We start from the raw sequence: 26,870 nt of genomic DNA on the forward strand, positions 1-26,870 counted from the left end.
AACTTTTCCTTTGTGTTAAGATTTCCCTATAAAACTTAAATCCATTTAGGGGTTGTTTTTATTATATCGAACCAAATATTAAAAAGTTTATATATGGGGGGGGGATTTTGATAAATTTGAAGAAAATATTGCAAATTTTTAATAAATTTGAGTAATTAATTAAATTTAGATTATATATTATAGATTTAGGCTAAGTGATTTTATAATTTTTAGAGTGGGATTTGTTTGAGGGGATGGAGTAAAAATATATATTGCGGTTGATTTAATGAGAGCGCCCCACAATAGAGTGGGGGCTTTAATAGTATAACTTTTAATAGTAAGAGTTGTTACAATATAAAAAGCTAAATTTAAAATTTCTTTTTCTTAACCTCTTGCACAATTGCATTTGCAATCATATCAACTTCATTTGCTACTACATTGCTATTTTGTGCGATTTGTGTGTTTTGTCTAGTTAGACCATCGACATTTACTATAGCTTCGTTGATTTGGTTTATAGCTGTTGTTTGCTCGCTGATACTTTGGCTCATCTCATTTATGCTTTGGCTTAGGATATTGACATTTGCTTCGATTTCGCCTAGGGATTTTTGAGTTCTTTCAGCTAGTTTTCTGACCTCATCAGCCACCACGGCAAATCCCCTACCATGCTCTCCAGCACGAGCTGCTTCGATAGCTGCGTTTAGGGCTAATAAATTTGTTTGGTCTGCGATATCTCTAATTATTGTGATTATATTTTTGATATCTTCGCTTTGTTTGATAACTTCACTAGCTCTATCATTTATAGAGTTCATTGAGCTACTCATCTCTTCAACCGCTGCGGCACTCTCTTGTAGGGATTCGCTTTGAGATTTAGCACCTTCGTTTAGTGATGCGACAAAGCCTTTTAGCTCATCGGCTTTATTTTGTAGGTTGTTTGCTTGTTCTAGATTTGCCCTTAGCATTTTAGTAACTTCATCACCTAGTAGATTGGTAACTATCTCGACTTCGCCTTTTGGGTTTTCTATTCTTACGGTGAAATCTAGTTGTTTGAATTTATCAAATACACTTTGGATGGCGTTGATATCGTTACCTACTTTTTGTTCTAGGACATCTAGCATTTTGTTTAGGACATTTTTGAGTTTTAATAGCTCTGGTGAAGCTGGGTTTAGAGTGATTCTAGCAGTTAGATTTCCGTTTTCTACTTCGCTAGCTTTTTTTAGAGACTCTTCAACGGCTTTTGAGTCTTTGTCTAAATTTGATTTTACGATTACGATATTATCGTTGATAGCCTTAGCCATTTGGCTGATTTCATCGTTATTGGTAATTACTGCTAGGCGAGCGTCGGCTCTTTTGTGGTTTAAGAAATCGAAGAAATCTGATAGTAAAGCTCTGATATTTTCTATTCTAGTAATTAGCATTTTTGTAGCGAAGAATAGGAAAAATCCACCGATTATAGCGACTATTATGCCTACAATTATTAAGCTATTTCTAGCTGATGAGATTTCAGCGAAAATCTCTCTAGTAGGAACTAGTGTAGCAAGACCCCAATTCTCATCCATATTATGCATATTTACTCTGGATAGGTTGAAGTGAGCGTGTTCTTGTATGCTTTTGCTCATAGCTGCTACTGTAGCGTAATCAATTTCTTTGTTATTTAAAACTGGTAGTAGTTGAGCTAGATTTGGATTTACTTGTTGGATAGATAATCCCCTATTTTGTGGGTTAGGACTGGCTACCATTATACCTTTGTTTGAGACTAAGAAGCTTGTATCGCTTTTGTATAGTTTAATCTCTTTTAATCTATCTATAAAATATGTTTCTAAATCCAAATCAGCACCGATTATACCTATTGTTTTGCCTTTGTATTTCACAGGGAAAGTCATAGAAGCCATTGTTATGTTTTTACCCTCTATATGATCGCTAAAAGGCTCGGTTAATCTTGGTTTGCTAAGGCCATTTGCGTAATAATCTTTGCTTTTGAAGTTATCTTCGATACGCTCAAGTCTGTTGTGATAATTGACATATATGGCTAGATCGCCAGCTTGGGTATATCGTGGGTCGTTTGAATTTGGGTTTTTGGCGTATATGCTGTCATCTGTAGTGTAGAAGAATATACCAGCGGCTATTTTTTGATCTTTTATGGCTTCGCTTAACATATTTGTTATGATATCAACAGGCATAGCTATACCGGAATTTAATGATGATTCCATAACTGTTTTATAAGCATTTAAAGCATCGGAAATTTTGTTAAATTCAGCAGCGATGTAATTTGCTTGTGATAAAGAACCAGCTTCCATGAAGGCAGCAGAATTCGACTCGACTCTATTTATGGCTTGATATGTGGCGATACCAGCAACGGTAGCTACTATCAAGGCAGTAAATACAAAACCCGCAAAAGCAAGTTTAACTGATAGCTTCATATTTTTGAGCATATTTATCCTTTGAAATTTTTTATTATATATTTTAGCTCATATTAGATTTATAATAACTTAAAATAGACAGATTAATTATTATAAGAAAATTATATATAAATATTTAAGCCAAATTTAAATTTGACTTAAATTATTTACAATCTAGCGTATAATTTGTAGTATGGTTTTTAAAGTGAGCAGGATATGGCATTGTAAAGCTAAAGCCTCTTTGATCACCGCTTGGAAGGTCTTTGAGTATTAAAAATTCACCTTTTTGCGAACCTTTTTGGCTATGATTACTACCAATATAAGTATCAAAAAATCCACGATTTTCAAAATTGCTAGCCTCTAATCCTTTTTCTGGAGTATTGATTAATTCAATATTGATTGTACATGAATTAATATAACCATAACCAACATTTTTAATAATACCACTATAACTAATAGTCTCATTGATTAAGGTGCGCCTACCCTCTAAATTGATAATCTCTGCAACTTTGGTATATTTATCAATTAGCATCATTGAAATCATAGCCAAACAACTCATAATAGCAACATTAACAATAAGTAGACTAATAGCTTGTTTAGTGCGGTGTTCTTTTAGGATTATTAAATAGGTAAATAAGCCAAACATAGATAAAATCAGTATCAATACTATTATATGAAATATATTAAAATAGCTCATTAAAAACACTCCGTTCTTAGTGTGGTGGTATAGTTTTGTGGGCGAAATTCTTTCATAACGAATTTGATTTCCCCAGTTTTGCTAGGTTCAATCTGCTCAGTTATAATTACCTCTGTATGAAATGGGTTAAATTTAAATTTTAAATTTTCAAATTTGCTTTTTCCGATATTGTGAAAACTTAGCTTTATTCGGCACTTTTTAAATGGTTGTTTGGATTTATTGGTTATATTTACATCAGCTATCATAACATCAGAGTAAAATAACTGACGAAGTGGGCCAATATTTACATCTTTTGGGCGTGTTACATCATCAATAAATTTAAGTGAATAATTTATACCAGCACCTAGCCCTACAAAGCTAAGCAAAAATAAAATTATAGCAACAAATGGACGCTTAAACATCATATAAATGGCTAAAATAAATAGCGCCAAAAATAGCAAAATTACCCACGAAACTGCGACATAATCATAAAATCCAAAGTTGCTTACATAAAATTTAATGGTAGAAAATATACTATTTGTCACGGGCTTTCTTCTCTTCTATTCCGCTTATACCTTCACGGCGTTTTAGTTCTTCTAGTACTGCATTTGGATGAATATCATAATCAGCTAACGCAACAATCATATGGAATAACACATCAGCTGCCTCGTAAATAGCGTCATATTTTGGCTGACCTGGTTTATGCTCACCAAAACTCTCTTTGTTCATATTTGCATATAATTTAAAGCGCTCTAAATCTTTAATCGCAAGAGCAAATTCACACGCTTCTTCAGATATTTTTTTAAGATAACTATCTGGAGATTTTGTATAAAGTTTAGCAATATATGAATTTGAACTTGAAGTTAGCTTTCTATTAAGTGCAATATGATAAAGATGATCTAAGATATCATATTTTATCTCTTTATTTAAATTTGGCCTGCTGTTTTGTTCTAAATTTAAATGATTAAAAAAGCAAGATTTCTCTCCAGTATGACATGCTACACTACCTATTTGTTCTATTTTTAAAAGCAAAGCATCACTATCGCAATCAAGGCTAATGGATTTAACAATTTGAAAGTTACCGCTCTCTTCACCCTTTTTCCAAATTCTAGATTTAGTGCGTGAGTAGTAGTGAGCTAGACCAGTACTTTTAGTAAGCTCAAAGGCTTCTTGATTCATATATGCAAGCATTAAGACCTCATTGGTAGTAGCCTCTTGGACTACTACTGGGAGCATGCCATTAATCTTATCCCAATTTACACTCACGCTCATCTAAAAATCCTTAATTTTGTGTTGAAGTTTGTCTTTGTTTATCTTTGGTATCTACCCAGATATTTGGAACAGCTCCACCAGGAGTTAAGAATATCTTAGCATCTGTATTTGTTTTTAAGGCCTCGTTAAACTCTTTTTGAGTTTGAATCTGTTTTAGCTCTAAAAGATTATTTGTCAAGCTTCTTGCGATTTGTGAATTTGAGTAGGCTTGCGCATCAGCTTCTATTTTTACAGCATCGGCTCTACCTTGGGCTTCGATTTTAACGGCTTCGGCTGTACCTTTAGCAAGAGCAGCTTTTTTAAGAGCTTCTTGATTTGCACGCTCAACTTCATATTTAGTTCTTTCAGCCTCTTGTTTTGCTATTTGGACTCTTTCAATCTGCTCTTTTACTTTTGGTGGTAAGATTATCTCTCTTAGCTGAACACTAGCTAATTCTACTGGCTGATTTGGTTGCTTATCAATATCAGAGCGAATTCCCATATCGATAGCTGCGGCGATATCGTTTCTACGCTCTGGTAGCTCTTCTGCTGTGTATTTACCTGTTACATTTCTTACCACATTTCTTACAACTGGGTCTATAATTTTATTCTCCCAGCTAAAACCCCACGCAGCAATGGTTTGCGGTGCATTTTGTGGATTTAGGCGATACTGAACAGTAATATCCATACTAACAGGAAGTCCACGAGAATCTAAAACCGATATAGTATCTTTAGTTTCAATTCCGCTACCACGGAAATTTGTCTCATTTCTACCCTCTGTAGAGGTGTAATTAATCTGACGAACTTTAGTATCAACTATGCGTACCTCTTGAATAAAAGGTATAAAAAAATGAAATCCTGGTTGAAGTGGATTTGGGTCAAATTTACCAGCAGTAGATTTGATACCTACCTCACCTGAGTTAATAACCACAAATGGCTTAGCTACCACCAAGATAACAATTATAGCAATTAAAGCATATATAATACCACTAAATTTACCTAAACCTCCGTTCAAATTTGGTACATTTGGCTTTTTAAAATTAAAATTTGGCTTCCTCTCATCGTTATTTGAGTTGCCATTTTTTTTATTAAAATAGTCATTTAAATCTGCAGGCAATTCTTATCCTTTAATTAATATAAGTAAGTAGATGTTCATATTTTGGATTTTTACCCATTACTATATCAAAATACGCACCTTGAAGCTCATGCGATACTGGACCTCTTTTGCCGCTACCAATTACTCTACTATCTATACTACTAATTGGCGTAACCTCTGCTGCTGTTCCAGTAAAAAATGCTTCATCAGCGTTATAAGTTTCATCTCTAGTAATTCTTTGGCGAAGTACTGTATAGCCTAAATCTTTTGCTATTTGAATCACATTTTTTTGAGTAATACTCTCTAAGCTAGTGTCATTTGGTGGGGTGATTATCACGCCATCTTTGACTATAAAAAAGCACTCACCGCTACCTTCAGCGATAAAGCCTTGCGGATCAAGCAATAAAGCTTCATCGCAACCAGCTTCGTGTGCTTCGAAATTTGCCATTTGAGAATTAAAGTAGTTTGCGCTTGCTTTGGCCTTTGCCATCATAGAAAATGGTGCTGGCTTCATCCAAGAGGCGATTTTGACTTTTATACCATTTTGAAGAGCTTCTTCGCCCATATATGCACCCCACTGCCACGCTGCAATAGCGACATTTACTGGGCATCCAATATGACTAACGCCCATTTTACCATAGCCTAAAAATACAAGTGGACGAATATAGACATTATCTGTGTAGGTGTTGCTTTTTAATAGGTCAATGTGTGCTTGATTGATCTGTTCAGCGGTAAATGGAATTTTAATCCCACAAGCCTTAGCAGATTCAAATAGCCTTTTTGTATGTGCTTCAAGGCAAAGAATAGCTAAACCCTTTGGTGTCATATAAGCTCTAACGCCTTCAAATACAGCATTGCCGTAATGTAATGAGTGAGTTAAAACATGAGTTGTAGCCTCGTGCCATTTGACTAATTTGCCATCATACCATATATGTTCTGCTTCTGGTAGTGCCATTGTAACCTCTTTATAAAAAATTTTAGGCAATATTTTATCTAAATTTAATTAATAAACCGATAAAAATTAATATAAAAGCGATAAAAATGATAAATTTAGCCTTGCTTTTGCAAATTTAGCATAGTATAAATTTAAACAATTACTATACACGGCAGGCACAAGACATATAATAATATCTAAACTCAAAAGAATAAATTGACTAGCAAATTTATTCTATAAATCCGCTAGCTAAAACCCTTTGATTTTCATCATAAAATACAGCTAACTGACCACTAGCAACAGCTCCAGCATTGCTCTTTAGTTCTACAGTTGCTACTCCATTGCTTACATGAACAACACATAAAATAGGCTTTGAACGATATCTAATTTTTACATAAGATTCAAATTCGCTCAACTGAGTAAAATTATTAAAATTACGTGTTTTAAATTCATAGCACTCTAATTCATCTTTTTTACCTACAGTAATCTCATTAGCTCTAGCATTGATATTAGTTACATAATGAGGATCATGCGCACCATTGATTTTAAAGCCTTTGCGCTTGCCAATTGTATAATGCATATAGCCATCATGAGTACCGATAGCATCGCCATTTGAATTACGAACAATACCTGGAAGATTGGTATTATAGTGCTGCTTTAAAACATCAATATATGTAGTCTCAACAAAACAAATCTCACTACTTTCCTTTTGTGAGGCCAACGATGCAATCTGTGGTATTTGCGAAGCCTGGGCTTTTATATCGACTTTGAGCTTATCTCCGAGTGGAAAGATGATGTAAGGTAAAATTTGCGGGTCAAGATTGGCTAAGAAATAACTTTGATCTTTAGTCTCATCAATAGCAGATTTTATTAAACCATTTTCTATTCTAGCATAATGACCAGTTGCGATTTTATCACAGCCTAGACTCTTAGCAAATTCCCAAAGTGCACCAAATTTAATCAAGCGATTACAGTGAGCGCATGGATTTGGCGTAATTCCATCCTTGTATGAATTAACAAATAGATCATAAACCTCTTTTTTAAAAGTCTCTTGCAGATCTAAAACATGAGTCTCTATCCCTAAAAACTCACATACTTTTTTGACATTCTCAATATTATGTCTATGGTAATCCTCTCTGCCGTGTAGCTTCATATAGCAACCTACTACACTATAACCCTGATCTTGTAAATATTTGGCACTCATTGAGCTATCTACACCACCGCTTAATGCTATTAATACTTTCAAAATAATCCTTTTATCGCTATTTTTTGATGATTATACAAAATATTTCTAAATATAATAAAACGAGATAGTAAAAATTTATATAATATATCTAAATAGTATATTATATAAATTTAGAATTAGTTTGAGCAAATCTAATCTTATACAAAACCTTAATAATTTTATCTTAAAAATACAAGTTTTTAAAACTCATTTAGCCAAATTTGTCTTGTATAATCTAAGTAAATTGACATTTAGCATACATAATATAGTAATAAGCTAGCACTGCTTTATATTTATGCTATAAAAGTAAAATATCCATAATCTCATCTATATTATCAGCACTATAATAGCTATTTTTATTAACCAAACCCAAATTCACAAGATTATCTAAAAAGTTAAAAAGTGGCGCCCAAAAATATCTTTGAACAAAAATCACCTTATGATCTCTAAGCCTTGCCTGCGCCAATGTAATAACCTCAAAAGCCTCATCAAGCGTTCCAAAACCACCAGGAAAAATAATAAAAGCAAAACTATCTTTTATTAAAGCGTTTTTTCGCTCGCTTAAACTATTTAATGTCTGCGATTTGGTGCAATAAGAATTGAGCTGTTGCTCATTTGGCAATATAACATTTATCCCTATACTATCCCCTCTAGCCTCAAATGCTCCACGGTTTGCTGCTTCCATAATACCGCCACCTCCGCCAGTGATAACCCCATATCCAGTAGCTGCCAAAGCTTTTGCGATTTTATATGCTTTTTGGTAATGTTCACTGCTAGCATCTAATCTGGCTGAGCCAAAAATAGTTACATATTTCATGCATTAATTCCTAAATCTAGTCTCTTGCACCACAAAAGCTCTCCATCGCCAAAAATACTTCTATGTAAGATTTTAACCTTCATATCTAAATTTATATTATTAGCACTTTTGAATTCATTTGAGCGATAAATTAGAATCCAATCTACTCTAGAATCTAAATTTCTTAAGAAATTTTCACCACCTTCAATCATAACAAATCTCTTTTTAAAAGCCGGTTCTATCGAATTTGAGATTTCAACTTTACGATTTGGTATATTAAAAAGCGGTATTTGTAAATCAAATTCAGTTTTAGATGAGTAGATTAAAATATCTGGCGCACGCCCACTAATTAGCCTAGCATCTAGCGTTGGTCTATCTGTGCAAACTGTAGCTCCGCCAACTATCATCAGTTCAGCAAGCTCTCTAAGACGATGAGTATGAGTACGACTGGCTAAATTTGATATTACTCCACCAGTTGCAACCCCATTTTGGCTAAGAGCAATTTTAAAAAATGTAAAATTCCCGCTTTGCCATCTAAGAAATGGCTCTAGTAGTTCATCGCACCTAGCCTTACACACATCAAGCTTTACCTCAACACCATTTTGAGCTAAAAACTCAGCCCCGCCTTTGGCATGTTCTCCATAATCTCTTGAGCCAATTACTACACGCTTTGCACCCATAGCAAGAATCAAACTCGCACAAGGTGGCGTCTTGCCTTGATGAGCGCATGGCTCTAGCGTCACATAATAGGTGGAGTTTTTAAGCAAATTTCGGTGATTTTGGATTATGAGATTATATAGCTCATTTGGATTTTTAGCGGTGGCAAATATGGTTTTTAAACTGCTATCTTTGCTCTCTAAAGCCTCTTTTGTCGCATTTAATTCAGCGTGAGCCTCTCCAGCTTTTTGGTGAGCACTAATAGATAAAATCTTGCCATTTTCATCTAAAATCACAGCCCCAACTGCGGGATTAGGATAGGTCAAAAGCTGATAATCCCACGCTTTATCAATAGCTAAAGATAGATAAAACTCATCACCCATAGTTACCACTGGATGAAAGTTTTGGCTTTTTTGATATCATTAAAATTTATATTTATATCCCCTTCATCACTATTAATCAATATATCATCGCCATTTACACTTATTATTTTACCAACTATTTGGCTCTTATCATTTAGAGCCACCTTCGCCATTTCGCCAATGCTTTTGGCAAAGTGTTCTATCTTGCTTAGTTTTCGCTCAAGTCCTGGGCTAGAAACTTCTAAAACCCAATCCCCACTAACTGGCGGCATAACATCATAAATAGGCGATAAAAGCTTACTAACAACCTCGCAATCATCTAAGCTCACACCACCACTTTTGGTTATATAAACTCTATAAATTTGGCGGCCATTTTCGTTGGCTATCTCTGTATCATACAGAGCCACGCCACAATCATTTAATAACTTTTCTAACTCTTCTAAATTCACTTTTTACCCTTTTGTAACTCATCAGCAACCTTAGCAAATAGAGCGTCTATATGATTTTGATACTTTAATCTATCATCAAAGATAAAATGAAAATTTGGAGCCCTATACCACCCCTCAGCTGCCATACAATGATTTTGGATATGGCGACTAATCTTTTTGAGATGAGATAATATATAGGCTTGTTCTTTCTCATCAAAATTCATCTTATCTAGATATACAAAGGCATCATATCTACCCTTTTTACACTCAACATCAGTAACACAAAGCCCCTTTAAATACTCATCTTCAAGAGTGCTTAGGGCTTCTGGGATCAGCTCTTTTAATATGCTTTGGGTGCGAAGTCTTTTTAACTCAGCAGGGTTCATATCTCTGCCTTATTCTCTACTTCTTTATAACTCTCAATATAATCACCCTCTCTCATATCATTATAGCCTTCAATTCCTACGCCACACTCATAGCCTTTTGCTACCTCTTTGGCATCATCTTTAAAGCGTTTAAGTGAGCTGATATTGCCTTCAAATACCACCACACCATCACGGATAACACGAATTTTCGCACCCCTACTAATGATACCTTCAGTCACCATACAGCCAGCGATTTGACCGACTTTTGGCACATTTATAACTTGTCTAATCACAGCTTGACCAAGATCCTCTTCAGTGATAACTGGGCTCATAAGGCCACTTAATAGAGCCTTAACATCATCTAAAAGATTGTAAATTACATTATAGGTTTTGATCTCGACAGCTTTTTCTTTGGCTTTTTCTTTGATATCACCAGTTGGTCTGATATTAAATCCTAATATCACGCAATTTTGACTAGCACTAGCTAGTGAAATATCACTTTGAGTGATACCGCCTACACCAGAGTGGATAATGCTAACTTTAATCTCATCATTTCTAAGCTTCTCAAGACTAGCTTTAATAGCCTCTAATGAGCCTTGGACATCGGCTTTGATTATTACAGGGAGGTTTTTCAACTCGCCTTCTGCGATTTTGGCGCTTAACTCATCTATTGTAACTTTTGTAGATTTGCTTAACTCTTTTTGGCGTAGATACTCATATTTTTTATGTGCGTATTCACGAGCCTCTTTATCACTTTTTACGCTAATTAGCGTCTCACCGGCTTCAGGCACTTCGCTTAGACCTATTAACACCCCACACTCTCCTGGCTTAATAGCCTTTAAGCTTCGGCCCTTATCATCGCTTAAAGCCCTTACTTTACCATATGCCACACCCGCAACTATAGTATCACCTACTTTTAGTGTGCCATTTTCAACAATCACAGTAGCTACTGGGCCACGGCCTTTTTGCAATGAACTCTCTATAATTGTAGCTTTGGCTTCTCTATTTGGATTGGCTTTTAGCTCTAAAATTTCAGCTTGTAAAAGCACTATTTCTAATAAATCTTCTATCCCCATCCCCGTTTTTGCCGATACTGGGACAAACTCATAAGACCCACCCCACTCTGTAGGCATAATATCAAGTTCTGCCAAACCGGTTTTTACTAAATCAGGATTAGCACTCTCTTTATCCATTTTATTTATAGCTATGATAATTGGCACGCCCGCTGCCTTAGCGTGAGATATCGCCTCTTTGGTTTGAGGTTTGACACCATCATCAGCAGCCACTACGATAATAACAATATCAGTAACACTAGCTCCCCTAGCTCTCATAGCAGTGAAGGCCTCATGCCCTGGCGTATCAATAAATGTGATATTTTTGCCATTTTTTTCTACCATATATGCGCCAACATGTTGAGTGATACCACCGGCTTCACCACTTGCTACTCTAGAGTTTTGGATATAATCTAATAAGCTTGTCTTACCATGATCAACATGCCCCATTATCGTAACTACAGGCGCTCTAGGCTCGGAGTGTTGATCATCTTCACCCTCATAAGCTTTGACATAGTCAAATTCCTCTTGAGTATCTACAATATTAATCTCAATACCAAACTCAGCACCTAAAATTTCAATCTCATCTTCTTCTAAGAAGTCATTTTTGGTAGTCATCTTGCCAAGCATAAAAAGCTTACCAATAATCTCACTTGGGGATTTTTTGATTTTGTCAGCAAATTCATATACTCTAATCTCTTTTGGTATATCTACACTTACAACGCTCTCATTTTGATTATCTTTGACCACTTTTTTATGCTTTTTGCGGCTACTTCTTTGAATTCCGCCTTCAAGGTTAAATCCATTATTTTGCGCAGGTTTATAGATATTTAGAGGTTTTTTAGCAGTTTGAACCCTTTCAGTTTCAATCGGTTTTACTGTGAGGTCTGGCAGAACTACAACATCTTCATCATCGATTACAATATCATCACCAAATTCACTAAGACCCATTAAATCAAGCTTTGATGAACTCTCTTTTTTAGTGGCTTGAAATTGTTTTTTATCTTTTTTCTTCTTTTTAAAACTCTCCTCACCACTACCAAACATAGATTCAAGTGCTTTATTATTTATCATTGTTGGGCTACTAGATTTTTCTACTTTTGGCTGTTCGTCTTTTTTCTTTTTAACAATTACTAAGCCACGCCTTTTATTTATACTTGAATTTGCTAGACTCTCAGGTTTTGATTCATCTTTTTGGCTGGATTCTGGCTGCTGTTTTGACTCTACAACTACTACTTTTACTGACTCAGGTGCTAGCTGAGTTTTGAGTGACTCATCTTTTATAGTTGGTTTTGACTCCTCTTTTAGCGGCTGTTTAACTGCTGACTTTTTAGCCGATTTAGCCTCTGGGATTATACCAGATTGGACATAATCATAAAGCTTTGCAGCATCTTCTGGACTTACAGCGCTTGAGACAGTAGTCACCGCAAAGCCTAGCTCTTTTGCCTTCTCTAAAATTTTTTTAGACGATGAGCCTAGCTCCTTTGCTATTTCGTGAATTCTAATCTTTGCCATTGACTATTATCTCCTTTAAATTTATACTATTTTTTCCAAATTTTGCAAGTGGTTTTCTTAGCTCTTTTACATCTTTTTCTATGCAAATTTTACAAACATAAAACGATCTAGCATTGCATAAATTTAATACTATTTCACCATTTACTGATCGGAATTTATAAAGCTCATCTTGGTAAAATCTACTCTTGCAAACCACGCACATTCTAATAGGTTTATGAAATTTTCGCACTATTATATCTTAGTTTTCTTTATTTTTAGCTTTTTATATTAAATCCATCGTTGTCAATATCTAAAATTACAACTCTAAATTTACTAAACTCACTCTGCAAAGCCTGTGCTAAAGCTTGCGCTCTATCATCATAGGTTAAATTCAAAAAGCTTGATCCGCTTCCTGAGAGTGTACTCATTAAAGAACCATTAGCATATGCTACTTCTTTAACCCTAAAAAGCTCTGGTAAAGCACTCATTCTGTGCTCTTCATGCATTTTATCAATACTAGCTAAACGCAAATTATCATAATCTTTTTTAATAAAACAGCTACTTAAGTAAGCAGCATGACTAAGATTGCTTACGCACTCGCTCATTGTATAGTTTGCAGGGAGTTTGCCACGGCTTTGCTTGGTATTCATCGGCTCATCTGGAATAACAACCACAGCTTTTAAATTTGAATCAATATCTGTTCTTTGAGTAAAAACTGAATCGCCACTAACAATATTTACTGTAAATCCACCCCAAACGGCTGGCGAAATATTATCAGGATGATTTTCATACTGTAAAGCTTTATTCAAAATTACGCTACGCTCAACCTTAAATCCAGCCATATAATAAGCAGCCGCAATAGCCCCTACAATAACCGAACTAGAGCTTCCTAATCCTCTTGAAAAGGGAATATTGTTTACAAAGTTAAATTTATAATTTAAACTCTTACCATTTAAGCTAGTAATAGTTTCATTAAAAATATTTACAAATGTATTATTTTTTTTCAAAGCAATTTTATCGCTTCCCTCGCCTATAATATTAATAGAGCTAATCTTTTGTTCAGTGATGCTAACCTCATTATAAAGCTTTAAAGCTAGACCCAAAGAGTCAAATCCAGGTCCCAAATTCGCACTTGTTGCTGGTGTAAATATAGTCATTATAATCTCCTAAACTGCATCTATAACATAATTTGGCAATGCATCAGCTATCAACTCCAAACCATCTAAACTTATTGGCAACTCCAATTCATACGGTTCAACTCTTTGTAGACTAATAGCCCCATTTTTTAGCACAAAACTCATATTTTTATTGGCTCTAATTGGCTTAGCTCCATTTAAAGCAAATCCATCAACTCCATAAAACTCTAACCCACGAGCCACGCAAAAAGTACAAAGTGTCAAATAAGCAACCTTTAGCCCCATAAAGCTTCCTGGCCCATTAGCATAAATAATTTTACTAATCTCAAATTTAGCACTTAGCAAACCCAAAATCTCTCCTAAAGATTCGCTTGCTTTTTCATCGCTCTTAATCTGCTCAATTAAATTTCCACCTAAATATACACCCACAAGCAAAGGTGAACTAAGGCAAATTACTAATATATCAACCTTTTTTATGCAAATGCCTTTTCATACTCTTTTTGTGTTGCTTCACTTAGAGTTATAATCTCATAATTTTTCTCATCGCTTAATAGTGCTACAGTTAATTTATGATTTAAATCATGACTTCCAGCAAAAGCTTCATAATCTCCAATCATAGGTGCTCCAAGTAAGCTTATATCGCCAATTGCGTCTAAAATTTTATGACGGACAAATTCATTTTCAAATCGTAACCCCTCAGGATTTAATATTTTACCACCATCTATTACTACAGCATTATCTAAGCTTCCGCCAAGAGCTAAGCCCATTGAATTTAGTTTTTGTACGTCTTTTAAAAATCCAAAAGTCCTAGCCCTTGCTATTTGGTTTATAAAATTTTCTTTACTAAATTCAAAAGTATAACTTTGTAAGCCAATTACTGGATTTTCAAATTTAATTGTATAGTTAAATTTTGGATTAGTTGATGGAGTTAATTTGACATATTTATCGCCCTCTCTTACCTCTACTTCTCGCTTAACTACTATTACTTTTTTATCAGCTTCTAGCTCGACTATACCAGCCTCATCGAGCATCATACAAAAACTAATAGCACTTCCATCCATCACTGGTACTTCATTTGCATCTAAAATAACTCTGATATTATCAATTCCATAGCTATTTATCGCACTCATTAGGTGTTCGATAGTTGATACTGTAGCCTTTTCATTGCCAATTACTGTAGCCATCTGAGTATTTAATACACTACTTGGCTCAGCTTTAAAACTTGTAGCCTTATCACTTCTATAAAATACTACTCCACTATCAGCTTCTAAAGGCTCTAAAATCAGCTTAATTGGCTCACCTTTGTGAAGACCAATTCCGACTCCTTCTACTCGTTTTCCTATAGTTCTTTGTTTCACAATATTCCTTAAAATTTTGCAAATTATAATCCTAAAAGGATTAAAAAATCTTAAAATTTCAGCCTTTTATAGCTTTTTTGGCTGAATTTAAAATATCATAGATATTATCTTTCATCCATTTTCTATCCATCCACTCCTCAGGCCTAACCTCAACGCCTTGAATTAACACCCCAAAGTGCAAATGATCGCCAAGCGCTAATCCGCTAGTGCCAGTTTTACCAATTATATGCTTAGCTCCAATATGCTCACCAGGTTTAACCAAAGTACCATTACAATGCCCATAAAGTGTATAAAGTCCAAATCCATGATATAAAATAATATTCTCACCATAAATTCCATTTAAATCATTATATACCACAAAAGCTGCATTTTGCGTATCAATTGATGCCATAGCTGTACTAGCAAGATCTAGCCCCATATGCCAGCTTTGACTTACATCTTCTCCATTATAGGTAAAAAATCTATGATCTCCAAAACTTGCTACTGCTGCACCATTTCTAAGCGGATAGAATGGTTCAATATAAAAGCTATCTATAATCTCCTCTGGCACTGCTGAAGTTATCTTATGAATCATATCTTCGTTTGAATCCCTTAGAGTTTCATTTACAAATTTAAACTTTGCAAGTCTATCAAGCTCTGGATAATTTTGAGCATATTGGTTAGCTAGCTCATCAATTTTACCATCTAAAAATCTATCACTCAAAGCAATTCTAGACTCTTTATATTTACGATCTTGCAAATAGTAGCCAATACTTGAGAAACTCTTATTACCGGCTTTATCTACAGCCACAATTCTAGCTTTAAAATTTGGGCTTTGTAAATCCCATGCGAGCAAAGAAGCCCAGTAGCCATCTTTTACAAATTTAGTTGGTTTAAAAATTCGATCTCCGTTTTGGATATAAACACTTTGTAAATTCTCATCAACTGCTTTAAAAACTACAACAGCCGAGCCACCTTTAGTAATTTTATATGATTGGTTTATGAGTTGAATTTGAGGATTTTTACTATCAATTATCAAATTTACCTTTTTACTAGCTACATTTCCACCTAAAAAACTAGAATCCTTTGCTTCTATTAATAGCTCATATACACGATTTTTATCTAAAATTAGACTTTTTGGAAATTTTAAATTTATCTGTGCTTGATTTTGTGGTTCATTAAATTTTTCATCCATTATAACATGAGCGCTTTGTCCATCTACTAATGTAACTTTAAATGATTGTAGTGTACCATTATCACTAATATTTAGATCAATTGGAGTCTTTTGATTCCAGTAAATTTCACTATTTATAGATATTTTTGGTGGTTCTGAATCCATTGAATTTGAGTTTAATACTCCAACAACACCAAAAATAAGTCCGATAAAAATCAATGCAAATATAAAAGTTTTAACCTTTGAACCTCTCACAACTATCCTTTACTAAATTTAAATCGCAAAATTCTATCTAAATAAATTCAATAAATAGTATTAAAGTATCTCTCTTAAAGCGCGTGCAGTCTCCATCCACTCTTTTAACTCATCCCACTTCTCGTTTTTTATCATATTTTCGCAAATTTCAAGTTCATTTTTAAATGATGTAATTGCTTCTAAAAGATTATCTTTATTTTGTTTAAAAATATCACTCCACATTTGTGGATTAGACTTTGCTATTCTTGCCATTCCACTAAAGCTACCAGCTGCTAAAAGTAAAATATTTCGTTTATCTTCCTCTTTTAAGGTCGAATTTACCAAACTATAGCTAATTACATGTGGCAAATGTGAGATAATTCCTACATGATGGTCGTGACTTTTTGAATCCATAAATACAATCTTCATCCCAACATGACTTAAAATCTCAACAACTCTTTTAATATGAAATTCTCCAGCGTTTTTATCATCACAAATTACTACTACAGCGCCATTTAACAAAGTTTTAAAAGCAGCCTTTGGTCCTGAATTTTCTGTTCCAGCCATAGGATGAGCTGCAACAAAATTGCTCCTAATTTCAGTTGGGCATGAGCGTAAAATCTGCTCCTTTGTTGAACCAAGATCAACAATTGTAGTATTGCTTGGGATATCTTTTAAGTTTTGCATAACCTTAATAATGGCTTCAACTGGAATTGCTAAAAATATCATATCACAGCTTTTTTTCATCTCTTCAAAGCTTATAATATCATCAACAAGCCCTAAATTTAGTGCATCATTTTCATTATTTTTATCTAAATCATATCCACTAACCTTGGCAATAAGCTTCATATCTTTTAGTGCCAAACCTAAAGACCCGCCAATAAGCCCAAGTCCAATAATCCCTACATGCATAGTGTTTCCTTAGAAATTTTTAGCGTGCGATTATATCAAATTTAGTCCAAAAGGCTACTTAATCAAAAGTTAAAAATATTTATGATACCATTTTACCCATTTTATTTTTAGGTAATTTTATGAAAAAAGCAGTACTTTCAAGCTTTATTGTAGCAGCCGCTTTGGAGGCTACTCAGATTCAGAGTATTACATTTAACGGTCTTTTACATCTCTCTAATGAGAGTGCAACTGATATTAGCGGACTAAAAGTTGGTAGTAATTTTAGTGATGAGATCGCTAATCGTGCTATTATAAATTTATACAAACAAGGGTATTTTGAAAATATTACTATCGAAGAAAATGCAGGCAATATAATAGTAAATTTGGTCGAAAAGCCAGTAATTGCTAAAATTGATATTAATGGTGTTGTTACAAATGATCAAAAATCCATTGAACAAATAATAGATATCAAAAAAGGTCAAATGTATGATGAGTTTGCACTAAATAATACCAAAATTAGAATTCGTCAATTCTATGAAGCTAGAGGTTATTTTGATACTGTTGTAACTACCGATATTGTACCAATAAATGAGAATAAAAACTCACTTCATATAACTCTAACAGTAAATAGAGGCGAAAATATCACTATTGAAAATGTGAATTTAATAGGTGCTGATGCGTTAGATTACTCAGATATCGAACCAGCCGTAGCAAATAAAAGTAGAGAATTTATGGGATGGATGTGGGGATTAAATGATGGCAAAGCTAAAATTTATGAACTCCCAGGTGATAGTGCCAAAATTCAAGATGAATATCTAAAAAAAGGCTACTTAGACGCTAGCGTCTCAGCACCAAATTTAAACGCTCATTTTGATAATTACAAAGCTGATTTGACCTATTATATCAGTGAGGGTGAAATTTATAAAGCTAATCAAATTAGTATTAAAGCGCCTGAGTTTTTAGAACTTGATACAGCTGAAATAATTGATGATTTTAAGCTGCAAAAAGGTGATATATTAAACTCATCATGGATGAAATTAGACATTAGCACTCTAGAAAATATAGTAGCAAATAAGGGCTTTGCTTATGTAAAAGTTAATCCAAATATTACAAAAAATAGCGATTATACTGCTGATATAGTCTATGAGGTAATTCCTGAAGAAAAGGTATATATAAGAGATGTGATAATAAGCGGAAATGATCGTACGGCTGATCGGGTTATTAGGCGTGAGCTATATTTAACAGAAGGGAATTTATATAATAAAACCGATCTTATAGACTCTAAAAATGCATTAAAAAGAAGTGGGTATTTTGAAGATGTCCAGATAATCGAAAAACGTGTAGATAAAGACCAAATCGACTTAGAAATAGCCGTAAAAGAAACCTCAACTGGTAGTATTGTAGGCGGTATAGGCTATGGAAGTAGCGATGGATTGCTATTAAATGCCGGAGTAAGCGACTCAAATGTATTTGGCTCTGGATATAAAGGCAGTATTATGGTTGATAAAAGCGATGATACATTAAGCGGAAATATAAATTTAACCAATCCACGTGTAAATGACTCAGCTTATAGTCTTGGTGGGGGGCTGTTTGCTAATGATTATAGCTGGGATGAGTATGATGAGCAAAACTATGGAGCTAATATTATAGGCGGAAGACAGTTAGGCAGATATATAAACGCATATTTAAGCTACCAAATTGAGCGTAGCGAGATAGAGGGGTTAGATGCATTTTATAGAGATGCTGGATATCAAAATGGCGTAAATATCAAAAGCGCATTAACTCCTAGTATATCATTTAACAATACCGATGATTACTATGTTCCACGAAGTGGTATCATTGCATCAACTAGCCTAGAGTATGCTGGCCTTGGAGGCGATATGGAGTTTATCAAAAACCGAACTACATTTAATATTTATCAAGGTTTACAAGACTATATAGATATGGATTTAATTTTACGATATAAATCTGGATTTGGATATATTTATAATGATGATAGCTCAAAATTGCCTATTAATGAAAAGCTATTTTTAGGTGGAATTAACTCAATTAGAGGTTATGATAGCAGATCAGTTACACCAAAGAAAAAAATCTGCAATCCTAAAAATAGTAATGGCACTGTAATAAATGGCTGTGAAATTATTGAAACTGGCGGTAAAATCAGCTTCAATAACTCATTTGAACTAAGCTTTCCAATCATTAATCGCCTTAAAATGCGTGGAGTGATTTTCTATGATTATGGTATGATTGGTCATAGTGATATTAATGAGATTAAGCGTTCTAGTGCTGGAGCTGGTATTGAGTGGATTACACCAATTGGCCCACTTCAACTATTCTACGCTCAAGCTCTAGATGATAAACCAGGCGATGACACAAGCAGCTTTGAATTTACAATTGGTAGAAGATTTTAAGGTATTTAGTTGAATTTGATACCTATCAAATTCAACCTACTCAAACGAAATCACAAAAATCTCAGGTTTTATTAGTTTTCTTATCTCATTTTTTAACATAAAAAAATTCTTTGCACCTTTAATATATAAAGTATTTGAACTAAATTCAAAACTAATATTTGGACTAAGGCTCAATGCTCCAGCAAGTCCAAGAATAAAGCTAAGCCATCTAACTACATCAATACTAGGAAGCAATTTTTCAAATTCACCAAGACTATTTATAGCCTTACCCTGATACTCAATCATAGCAGCGATTAACGCTTTTTGCTGATGCGTGTAGCCGTAATTTAGAGCATTTTTCACAAGATATCCACTATGAGAATTCTCCAAATAAAAACCAACACTTCTACCGATATTATAGAGTTTAGAAGCGATTATAAGTTCGTTTAAATAGCTTGGATTAAGCTTATGAAGTGGCGCTAAAATCTCAAATAGAGTCTTTACATGCTTTGTAGTAATACTATTATCACGCTTAGCAAATCTATCTTGAAGGCTCCTAAGACTTGGATTAAAGCCTTTTGGAAAGGCTATTTTATACTTTTGTGGCATTTGGATTAGCTCTTTGGATTTTAAATTTGGACGAAGCAAATTAGTCAAAAATACCCCCTCTCTAATCCCAACACCGCTAGTATAAACCATCTTAGCTTTTAAATTTTTAGCCGCAGCACTAAATATCATCGCACCCTGTCTAATAGTATCAAATCGATCTTTTTTAATGGCTATATTTTTTAAATCAAATTCCTTATCTGTAGCAATTTTACCAATTAAATTCAGATAATTTTTATACTCATAAGTAAAATTATGCACTAATCTAATTGGATGATTTTGCAACTGCATAATCGCACCAGATATAGCTCGTAAACTTCCGCCAATTGCTATTATATTTTCATTTATAAAGTGCGATGGAATTTGAGCAATTATCTCTTGAGTAAATTTAATTGCTCCATCTATATCTCCCTTATCAAAAAATAGCTCTTTTAATCTAACTGTACCAATATCAAGCGAAATGATATCTACGATTTTGCCATCTTTGATTTTAGCCAGCTCAGTCGAGCCGCCTCCAATGTCAATCGTAGTAGCCTCATTTAGAGGGCTAAGTAGATTTAGTGCTGCAAGCCCTCCATAAAAAGCCTCCATATCTCCACTTATCACTCGCAAATTTAATCCTAGCTCTCTTTTTACCATATTAATAAAGATATTCGAATTTGGTGCATCACGCAAAGCTGAAGTACCGGTACATAAAACCTTACTAACCTTATAAATTCTCAAAAAATGCTTAAATTCACTAAATGCATGTAAAACATTATCCATTGCTTGAGGCTGCAATACTCCACCACGCTCATAAGCGCCCTCTCCAAGACGTACCTTTACCTTATACTCACGAAGAATAAAAAACCCAAGCCTACTAGTTCGTTCAAATATCGCCATTCTAGCCGAATTTGATCCAAGGTCAATAACTGCAACTCTTTTTGACATTAAATCTCTTTTAAATTTATTTTTTATATTTACTATTTCGTATAGGTAGCGTTAGCGTCGCTATCGTTCCACTTCTATCTATGCGATTACGCAGTTCAATCCTTCCGCCAAGTGCTTGTGCTGCTCCCTTAGCTAAAAACAATCCAAGTCCAGCCCCGCTGCTATTTCCATAGCGCTTAAATGGAGCAAAAAGATCCTTGCTCTCATCAATTCCAATCCCTTCATCAATCACACGAACGATAAATTCACCGTTTGCGAGTGTAGAATTTATCTCAATCGTGGCACCTTTTGGAGAGAATTTAATTGCATTTTGGACAAAATTTTGCAATACATGTAAAAATAGAGTTGGCTGGATCATAATCTTAAGACTATGAGGGCGCAAATTCATTCTAATATTTTTATCATCACCTTTTGCAAGAATTAAGAAATTATTACCAATCTCATTTATATAAGCAATCATATCAGTCATCACTGGCTGTTCAAACTGTGCGCCTTCTTGTCTACCAATCTCCAAAATTGAGCTAATCATTTTATTCATCTGATTTATAGCTTCATTATTGTTTTTTAATGTATCAATATATTTTTGAGTATCACGCTCTTTAATAAGGGTAACTTCGTTTTTAGTTTTCATTACTGCCAGTGGTGTTTTTAGCTCATGCGCAGCTCCAATAAAAAGCTCCTTTTGATACTGTACAAAGGTCAAAATCCTACCAATTAATCTATTTACTCCATCACCCAAAGGCTTAAATTCTACCGGCAATTCATCTGTCTCAACTTCTTGAAGAAATCTCTCATTTAACTGCCCAAGCTTTAGACAAAACGAACGAAGAGGCGCTAGCAACATTCTAGATAAAAATAGCGCATAAAATAAAATTAAAAATATTGCTGTGGAATTAATGATTAAAATATCAACTAAAATTTGATCTACTATTAAACTATATTCGCTAGTATTTTTAGTTAATACCAAAAGACGGTTTTGATATGGATAATATAGCGTTAAATATGTAGCATTAATATCTTTAGTTGAGACAAATTCAGGCCGAGTGAGATTATCATCATTTAAGACTATTTTAATTAGATCAAAATTACTATTTTTATACTCAAGACTCTCATTCTCATTCATTGAAGAGATATTCTTAGCCTCCAAAGTTAGACTTTGGACTATATTTTCAAAGATTGTAATCTTAATATAGTGGTATAACATCACCGAAAATATAACAATTAGCATCGTAGAAGCCGATGCTAATTGTAGGGCAAATTTAGCCCTTAAGCTTTTTTGGGGAAGCAAAATCTATATCCACGGCGTCTTACTGTTTCAATTGTGGAAATATTAAGTGGTTTATCCATTTTTTGGCGAATTTGATTAATAGCAACTTCAATTACATTTGGCGTAACTAGCTCAGGCTCCTCCCAGATAGCATCTAAAAGTTGTTCTTTGCTTACAATCTGGTCGCTATGGCGTGCTAGATGAGTTAAAACCTCAAATGGCTTACCTTTTAATTCAATTTCTGTGCCTTGATATGTAATCTTTTCTTCATCTGGATCAATTGTTAAATCATCAATTTTAATCACATTTGTACCACCAAAGCGAAGTCTAGCCTCAAGTCTAGCAACTAAAATATCAAAATCAAATGGCTTTTTAATATAATCATCAGCACCAGCTCTAAAAGCTTTTATTTCACTTTCTTTATCATCTTTTGCTGAAATAATCACTACAGATGTGCGTGGAGATTTTTGTTTGATAACATTAATTAAATCAATTCCATCACCATCTGGAAGCATAAGATCGCTAAGCACAAGATCATAATTGCGAATACCAATAAAATATTCTGCATCATTAAAATTTTCAGAATTATCTGTTTGGTAGCCAAACTCTTGCAAACCTTCGGCTATAGTTTTGCCTAGCGTAGTCTCATCCTCTACTATCAAAATTCTCATTAGCTTTTCCTTAAAAGTAAAAAATTTAATGCGAGATTATAGCAAAATTTAAGCCAAAATTCAAGAAAATTTAAACAATTTTTAATAATTCTTTATTATTTTCGCACCTACAGTAGCATTTTTAATAATTTGAGTTTTGGAAATTTTCATATAAAAACTATTTAGACTTGGGTAGTTTTCTTTGAATTTAATGGAAAAATACTCTAGTGCATCCTCTATTTTATAAAATTTTTGCTCTTTAAATTCACTTTGTGTAACTTCACAAACCTTAGCATAATCTATAAATTCATCAGCGCTAAATTCCATATCAATACAAACTCTTTGAGCTTCGACTCGTTCAAAATCTAAAAGACCAATTATTGTATCAAACTCAAGGCTATCAACAAAAACACTAATCAAATAACCTTGCCCTCAGAACCACTTAATAGGCGTTTAATATTTGGCATATGCTTATAAACTACAATGAATGCAATAATTAAAATTGGTGCATGCGTGTTAATTTCAGGTATATCATAGTGGAATATAAATGATGATACAACCATTGCAAGAAGCGCTATAAGCGAAGCTAAACTAGAAATCTTAAGCACTTTACCAGCAATAAACCATACAATAACAGCAATAATCAACTCAAATGGTAAAAAACACGCCAAAACACCAGCTCCAGTAGCAATTCCCTTGCCACCTTCAAACATCAAATATGGTGAAAAACAATGACCTACAACAGATAAAACTCCCATCGCCCAAAGAGTAGCTATGTCAAGTTCAAATATAAATTTACCAACCAAAATAGGTATTACACCCTTAAGCGCATCAAACACAACAGTTAAAATAGCAAGTTTTTTAGCAAGCGAAGGATTGCTCTCTTTAATTACTCTTAACACATTTGTAGCACCAATGCTTTTACTGCCACTTTTTTTAATATTTATTCCACCAAAAAGTAAGCCAAAAAGTAAACCAAAAGGCACTGCGCCAATTAAATAAGCAACTAAATAGGCTATTAAATTCTCATTCATATCAACTACTTTCCACCAAAATAAAGAAGTGCTGAACCCCAAGTAAATCCACCGCCAAAAGCATCAAGTAATATTAATGAGCCATTTTTAAGTCTACTATTCTCATAGGCATCATTCATCGCCATAGGAATAGATGCCGAGCTAGTATTACCATACTTTTGCACAGTTACAACACATTGAGAATCGCTAAAATTTAATCTTTGTTTTACGGCCTCTATAATTCTTAAATTTGCTTGATGCGGGATAAAAAGATCTATATTATCTGATGGAATTTGATTTTTCTCTAAAATATTAACCACATCTTTTGTTAGAGTATTTACGGCGATTTTAAAAACATCGTTACCAGACATTTTCATAAAATTTAGCCGATTTTCTATAGTATCCTTATTTGCAGGATTTACAATAGCGCAACCCGGAGTTATTAATAGCTCACCTTTGCTTCCATCGCTTGAAGTATGTACATCTAAAATTGGATTGTTATCTCTTGCGCTAACTACGGCTGCACCTGCTCCATCACCAAAAAGCACACAAATACTACGATCACTCCAGTCCATAATCGCACTAGTTTTCTCAGCTCCAATAATTAAAATATTTCTCTTAGCGCCGCTTTCGATCATAGATTTAGCTAACTCTAAAAGATAGATAAATCCTGTACAAGCCGCACTAATATCAAAGGCTGTTACATCTTTTAGGCCTAGTTTATTTGCGATCACACAAGCAGTTGAAGGCATGCAAAAATAGTCTGGTGTAATAGTAGCACATATTACAGCATCGATATCACTCTTATCTAATCCTGAGCGCTCCAAAGCTTGCAAAGCCGCCCTATAACCTAAGTCGCTTGTAAATTCATCCTTAGCGATACGACGCTCTTTAATTCCAGTACGCTTAGTTATCCATTCATCGCTAGTATCAACTATCTTTTCTAAATCATAATTTGTAAGAATATCTTTAGGAGCATAAGCGCCAATTGAAATTAACGAAGCTTTAGTCATTTTGCAAACTTTGTAAGCTCATTTGAAATAACCTCATTTATGTTAGATTCTGAGAATTTAAGAGCTTGGAATATTGCATTTTTGATAGCTTTTGGACTTGATTTACCATGGCTGATAATTACACAATCTTTTACACCAAGAAGTGGTGCACCACCATATTCATCATAATCAATCTGGTTCTTAAGTCCTCTAAATACACTCTTCATCAAAATCGCACCTAAAATTGCAAGCGGAGATTTTTTAACACTTTGTTTGATAATTTTAGTAATTGCACTAGCAACACCTTCGCTGGTTTTTAATAAAATATTACCAACAAATCCATCACAGATGATAACATCAACACTTCCATCAAAAATTTGATTACCCTCTACATTTCCGATGAAACTATCGAGTTTTTTAAGCATTTCAAATGCATCTTTTGTAATTTCATTACCTTTGCAATCCTCTTCACCGTTGCTAAGTAGACCAATTCTAGGATTATCAATCCTCATAATCTCTTTAGCATAAGCATAGCCCATAATGGCAAATTCAAATAAATTTTCTGCCTTACAATCAACATTTGCACCAACATCTAAGACCAATGTTTTTTGATTAGCCTGTGTTGTAGGCATTAAAGTAGCAATTGCTGGCCTACTAATACCCTTTACTCGTCCAAGGCGTAAAGTTGCTAAACTCATACTAGCACCACTATGACCGGCTGATACTACTGCTTTACAATCTCCACTACGAACCAGCTCGACAGCTTTAAATATCGTACTTTCTTTACGTTTTAGCGCATCAGTAGCACTCTCATCCATAGCAAACACTTCGCTAGATTGAACAAAAGTAATAAATTTAGAGTATTTATGTGGAATAAGGGATTTTAGCTTACTCTCATCACCTACTAAATAAGCTTGAAACTCTCTTTGTTTTAAAGCTTCAATAACTCCAGCTATAATTGGCTCAGCACCAAAATCCCCGCCCATAGCGTCAATTGCTATTTTAATCATCGTTTATATTAGTACTCGCCAGTTGTTCTATTTACACGGTGAGGCATTTTCCAGCTGCCGTCTTTATCTTTTACGGGCATTGGTAATGTAACTTTATAGTGGGTTCTACGCTTTGCAGCTCTTGTATGACTCACTCTACGCTTAGGTACTGCCATTTTACTCTCCTTCTAAAATTTTACACTTATCACAATAAAAATAATCGCTTTTAAAGGCCTCTAACTCACCAATTAAGATCTCATCTGTATCTATTATACCACCAAAAAATTCTATGGTATTACTTAGCTCATTATCGCTATCTTTATAGATACCATCGCTTAAAATTAGATTTAGTTCTTCATCTAGGCTTAAAACTATATCAGTGCCACAACTATCACAAATATGCTCTAATTCACCGATTAATCTACCGCTGCACTTGGCTAAATTTAGAGTAGTTTTTTTAATACTACCGCTAAATTTAACTCCATCAATACTGCTTTCAAAATTAACTGGCGTAGTAGTTAGCTTATCAAAGCGAATTTTCAATTAAATA

27 protein-coding genes and 2 pseudogenes are annotated in these 26,870 nt (G+C 34.1%); 1 reads left to right on the forward strand and 28 read right to left on the reverse strand.

What is annotated here, in order from left to right:
* Window positions 1-347: 347 nt before the first annotated feature.
* The 19 genes and pseudogenes from CIGNP109_RS08840 to CIGNP109_RS03865 all read right to left on the reverse strand — a co-directional run.
* A pseudogene (locus CIGNP109_RS08840) lies at window positions 348-1,361 on the reverse strand (methyl-accepting chemotaxis protein); the annotation flags it as partial.
* Between the two features lie 441 nt (window positions 1,362-1,802).
* Window positions 1,803-2,408 (reverse strand): annotated as a pseudogene (locus CIGNP109_RS08845) (cache domain-containing protein); the annotation flags it as partial.
* 130 nt (window positions 2,409-2,538) lie between these two features.
* A complete protein-coding gene (locus tag CIGNP109_RS03785; protein ID WP_086228270.1) occupies window positions 2,539-3,072 on the reverse strand; it encodes a DUF2393 family protein in 534 nt (177 codons plus the stop codon).
* Window positions 3,072-3,596: a DUF2393 family protein gene (locus CIGNP109_RS03790; RefSeq protein ID WP_086228271.1), complete on the reverse strand. Its 525-nt coding sequence runs from the start codon at window positions 3,594-3,596 to the stop codon at window positions 3,072-3,074. The genes CIGNP109_RS03785 and CIGNP109_RS03790 overlap by 1 nt, the downstream gene beginning before the upstream one ends.
* Window positions 3,586-4,323: a bifunctional phosphoribosyl-AMP cyclohydrolase/phosphoribosyl-ATP diphosphatase HisIE gene (gene hisIE / locus CIGNP109_RS03795; RefSeq protein ID WP_086228272.1), complete on the reverse strand. Its 738-nt coding sequence runs from the start codon at window positions 4,321-4,323 to the stop codon at window positions 3,586-3,588. The genes CIGNP109_RS03790 and hisIE overlap by 11 nt, the downstream gene beginning before the upstream one ends.
* 10 nt (window positions 4,324-4,333) lie before the next feature.
* Window positions 4,334-5,419 carry an SPFH domain-containing protein gene (locus CIGNP109_RS03800; RefSeq protein WP_086228273.1) on the reverse strand — a complete coding sequence of 362 codons (1,086 nt, stop codon included), beginning with the start codon at window positions 5,417-5,419 and terminating at the stop codon, window positions 4,334-4,336.
* A gap of 10 nt (window positions 5,420-5,429) precedes the next feature.
* Window positions 5,430-6,353 (reverse strand): branched-chain amino acid transaminase, encoded by a 924-nt coding sequence (locus tag CIGNP109_RS03805; protein ID WP_086228274.1) that lies wholly within the window; start codon window positions 6,351-6,353, stop codon window positions 5,430-5,432.
* 208 nt (window positions 6,354-6,561) lie between these two features.
* A complete protein-coding gene (gene mnmA, locus CIGNP109_RS03810; protein WP_086228275.1) occupies window positions 6,562-7,578 on the reverse strand; it encodes a tRNA 2-thiouridine(34) synthase MnmA in 1,017 nt (338 codons plus the stop codon).
* Between the two features lie 277 nt (window positions 7,579-7,855).
* Window positions 7,856-8,374 carry a TIGR00730 family Rossman fold protein gene (locus CIGNP109_RS03815; protein WP_086228276.1) on the reverse strand — a complete coding sequence of 173 codons (519 nt, stop codon included), beginning with the start codon at window positions 8,372-8,374 and terminating at the stop codon, window positions 7,856-7,858.
* Window positions 8,371-9,393 carry a bifunctional diaminohydroxyphosphoribosylaminopyrimidine deaminase/5-amino-6-(5-phosphoribosylamino)uracil reductase RibD gene (gene ribD / locus CIGNP109_RS03820; protein ID WP_086228277.1) on the reverse strand — a complete coding sequence of 341 codons (1,023 nt, stop codon included), beginning with the start codon at window positions 9,391-9,393 and terminating at the stop codon, window positions 8,371-8,373. Before ribD ends, CIGNP109_RS03815 begins: the two co-directional genes overlap by 4 nt.
* Before the next feature lie 2 nt (window positions 9,394-9,395).
* Window positions 9,396-9,821 carry a ribosome maturation factor RimP gene (gene rimP / locus CIGNP109_RS03825; RefSeq protein WP_086228278.1) on the reverse strand — a complete coding sequence of 142 codons (426 nt, stop codon included), beginning with the start codon at window positions 9,819-9,821 and terminating at the stop codon, window positions 9,396-9,398.
* On the reverse strand, window positions 9,818-10,186 hold the full coding sequence (rbfA, locus tag CIGNP109_RS03830; RefSeq protein ID WP_086227221.1) for a 30S ribosome-binding factor RbfA: 369 nt from the start codon (window positions 10,184-10,186) through the stop codon (window positions 9,818-9,820). The genes rimP and rbfA overlap by 4 nt, the downstream gene beginning before the upstream one ends.
* The gene (infB, locus tag CIGNP109_RS03835; protein ID WP_086228279.1) at window positions 10,183-12,732 is read right to left on the reverse strand and encodes a translation initiation factor IF-2; all 2,550 of its coding nucleotides are present in this window, start codon (window positions 12,730-12,732) and stop codon (window positions 10,183-10,185) included. The genes rbfA and infB overlap by 4 nt, the downstream gene beginning before the upstream one ends.
* Window positions 12,719-12,961, reverse strand: a complete 243-nt coding sequence (locus tag CIGNP109_RS03840) for a DUF448 domain-containing protein (RefSeq protein ID WP_201789923.1) — start codon at window positions 12,959-12,961, stop codon at window positions 12,719-12,721. The genes infB and CIGNP109_RS03840 overlap by 14 nt, the downstream gene beginning before the upstream one ends.
* A 25-nt stretch (window positions 12,962-12,986) precedes the next feature.
* Complete coding sequence (thrB, locus tag CIGNP109_RS03845; RefSeq protein WP_086228280.1) at window positions 12,987-13,868, reverse strand: homoserine kinase; 882 nt, start codon at window positions 13,866-13,868, stop codon at window positions 12,987-12,989.
* Between the two features lie 9 nt (window positions 13,869-13,877).
* Complete coding sequence (locus CIGNP109_RS03850; RefSeq protein ID WP_236847563.1) at window positions 13,878-14,276, reverse strand: glycoprotease; 399 nt, start codon at window positions 14,274-14,276, stop codon at window positions 13,878-13,880.
* A 44-nt stretch (window positions 14,277-14,320) separates the two neighbouring features.
* On the reverse strand, window positions 14,321-15,205 hold the full coding sequence (gene lpxC / locus CIGNP109_RS03855; protein ID WP_086228281.1) for a UDP-3-O-acyl-N-acetylglucosamine deacetylase: 885 nt from the start codon (window positions 15,203-15,205) through the stop codon (window positions 14,321-14,323).
* Window positions 15,206-15,263: 58 nt separating this feature from the next.
* Window positions 15,264-16,613 (reverse strand): M23 family metallopeptidase, encoded by a 1,350-nt coding sequence (locus CIGNP109_RS03860; RefSeq protein WP_236847551.1) that lies wholly within the window; start codon window positions 16,611-16,613, stop codon window positions 15,264-15,266.
* A 60-nt stretch (window positions 16,614-16,673) separates the two neighbouring features.
* Window positions 16,674-17,504: a prephenate dehydrogenase gene (locus CIGNP109_RS03865; protein WP_086225366.1), complete on the reverse strand. Its 831-nt coding sequence runs from the start codon at window positions 17,502-17,504 to the stop codon at window positions 16,674-16,676.
* Between the two features lie 119 nt (window positions 17,505-17,623).
* Between CIGNP109_RS03865 and bamA the strand changes: the two genes are divergently transcribed.
* On the forward strand, window positions 17,624-19,894 hold the full coding sequence (gene bamA / locus CIGNP109_RS03870) for an outer membrane protein assembly factor BamA (protein ID WP_086228282.1): 2,271 nt from the start codon (window positions 17,624-17,626) through the stop codon (window positions 19,892-19,894).
* A 36-nt stretch (window positions 19,895-19,930) separates the two neighbouring features.
* Here bamA and CIGNP109_RS03875 read toward each other — a convergent pair whose 3' ends face one another.
* From CIGNP109_RS03875 to CIGNP109_RS03915, 9 genes are all read right to left on the reverse strand, one after another.
* Window positions 19,931-21,409, reverse strand: a complete 1,479-nt coding sequence (locus CIGNP109_RS03875) for a Ppx/GppA phosphatase family protein (protein ID WP_086228283.1) — start codon at window positions 21,407-21,409, stop codon at window positions 19,931-19,933.
* A 16-nt stretch (window positions 21,410-21,425) separates the two neighbouring features.
* Entirely contained in the window at window positions 21,426-22,637 is a 1,212-nt protein-coding gene (locus CIGNP109_RS03880) for a sensor histidine kinase (protein WP_179187009.1), read from the reverse strand.
* A gap of 38 nt (window positions 22,638-22,675) precedes the next feature.
* Complete coding sequence (gene hsrA / locus CIGNP109_RS03885; RefSeq protein WP_086225363.1) at window positions 22,676-23,347, reverse strand: homeostatic response regulator transcription factor HsrA; 672 nt, start codon at window positions 23,345-23,347, stop codon at window positions 22,676-22,678.
* 81 nt (window positions 23,348-23,428) lie between these two features.
* Window positions 23,429-23,746, reverse strand: a complete 318-nt coding sequence (locus CIGNP109_RS03890; protein ID WP_086227228.1) for a dihydroneopterin aldolase — start codon at window positions 23,744-23,746, stop codon at window positions 23,429-23,431.
* Window positions 23,743-24,360: a glycerol-3-phosphate 1-O-acyltransferase PlsY gene (gene plsY / locus CIGNP109_RS03895; protein WP_086228284.1), complete on the reverse strand. Its 618-nt coding sequence runs from the start codon at window positions 24,358-24,360 to the stop codon at window positions 23,743-23,745. The genes CIGNP109_RS03890 and plsY overlap by 4 nt, the downstream gene beginning before the upstream one ends.
* Window positions 24,361-24,365: 5 nt before the next feature.
* Window positions 24,366-25,352: a beta-ketoacyl-ACP synthase III gene (locus tag CIGNP109_RS03900; protein WP_086228285.1), complete on the reverse strand. Its 987-nt coding sequence runs from the start codon at window positions 25,350-25,352 to the stop codon at window positions 24,366-24,368.
* Window positions 25,349-26,341: a phosphate acyltransferase PlsX gene (plsX, locus tag CIGNP109_RS03905; RefSeq protein ID WP_086228286.1), complete on the reverse strand. Its 993-nt coding sequence runs from the start codon at window positions 26,339-26,341 to the stop codon at window positions 25,349-25,351. Before plsX ends, CIGNP109_RS03900 begins: the two co-directional genes overlap by 4 nt.
* Window positions 26,342-26,349: 8 nt before the next feature.
* Window positions 26,350-26,496 carry a 50S ribosomal protein L32 gene (gene rpmF / locus CIGNP109_RS03910; protein ID WP_086225358.1) on the reverse strand — a complete coding sequence of 49 codons (147 nt, stop codon included), beginning with the start codon at window positions 26,494-26,496 and terminating at the stop codon, window positions 26,350-26,352.
* Between the two features lies 1 nt (window position 26,497).
* Window positions 26,498-26,863 carry a hypothetical protein gene (locus tag CIGNP109_RS03915; protein ID WP_086225357.1) on the reverse strand — a complete coding sequence of 122 codons (366 nt, stop codon included), beginning with the start codon at window positions 26,861-26,863 and terminating at the stop codon, window positions 26,498-26,500.
* Between the last annotated feature and the right edge of the window lie 7 nt (window positions 26,864-26,870).

Origin of the sequence: Campylobacter sp. P0109, assembly GCF_002138755.1 — a bacterium.
Lineage (GTDB): Bacteria > Campylobacterota > Campylobacteria > Campylobacterales > Campylobacteraceae > Campylobacter > Campylobacter devanensis.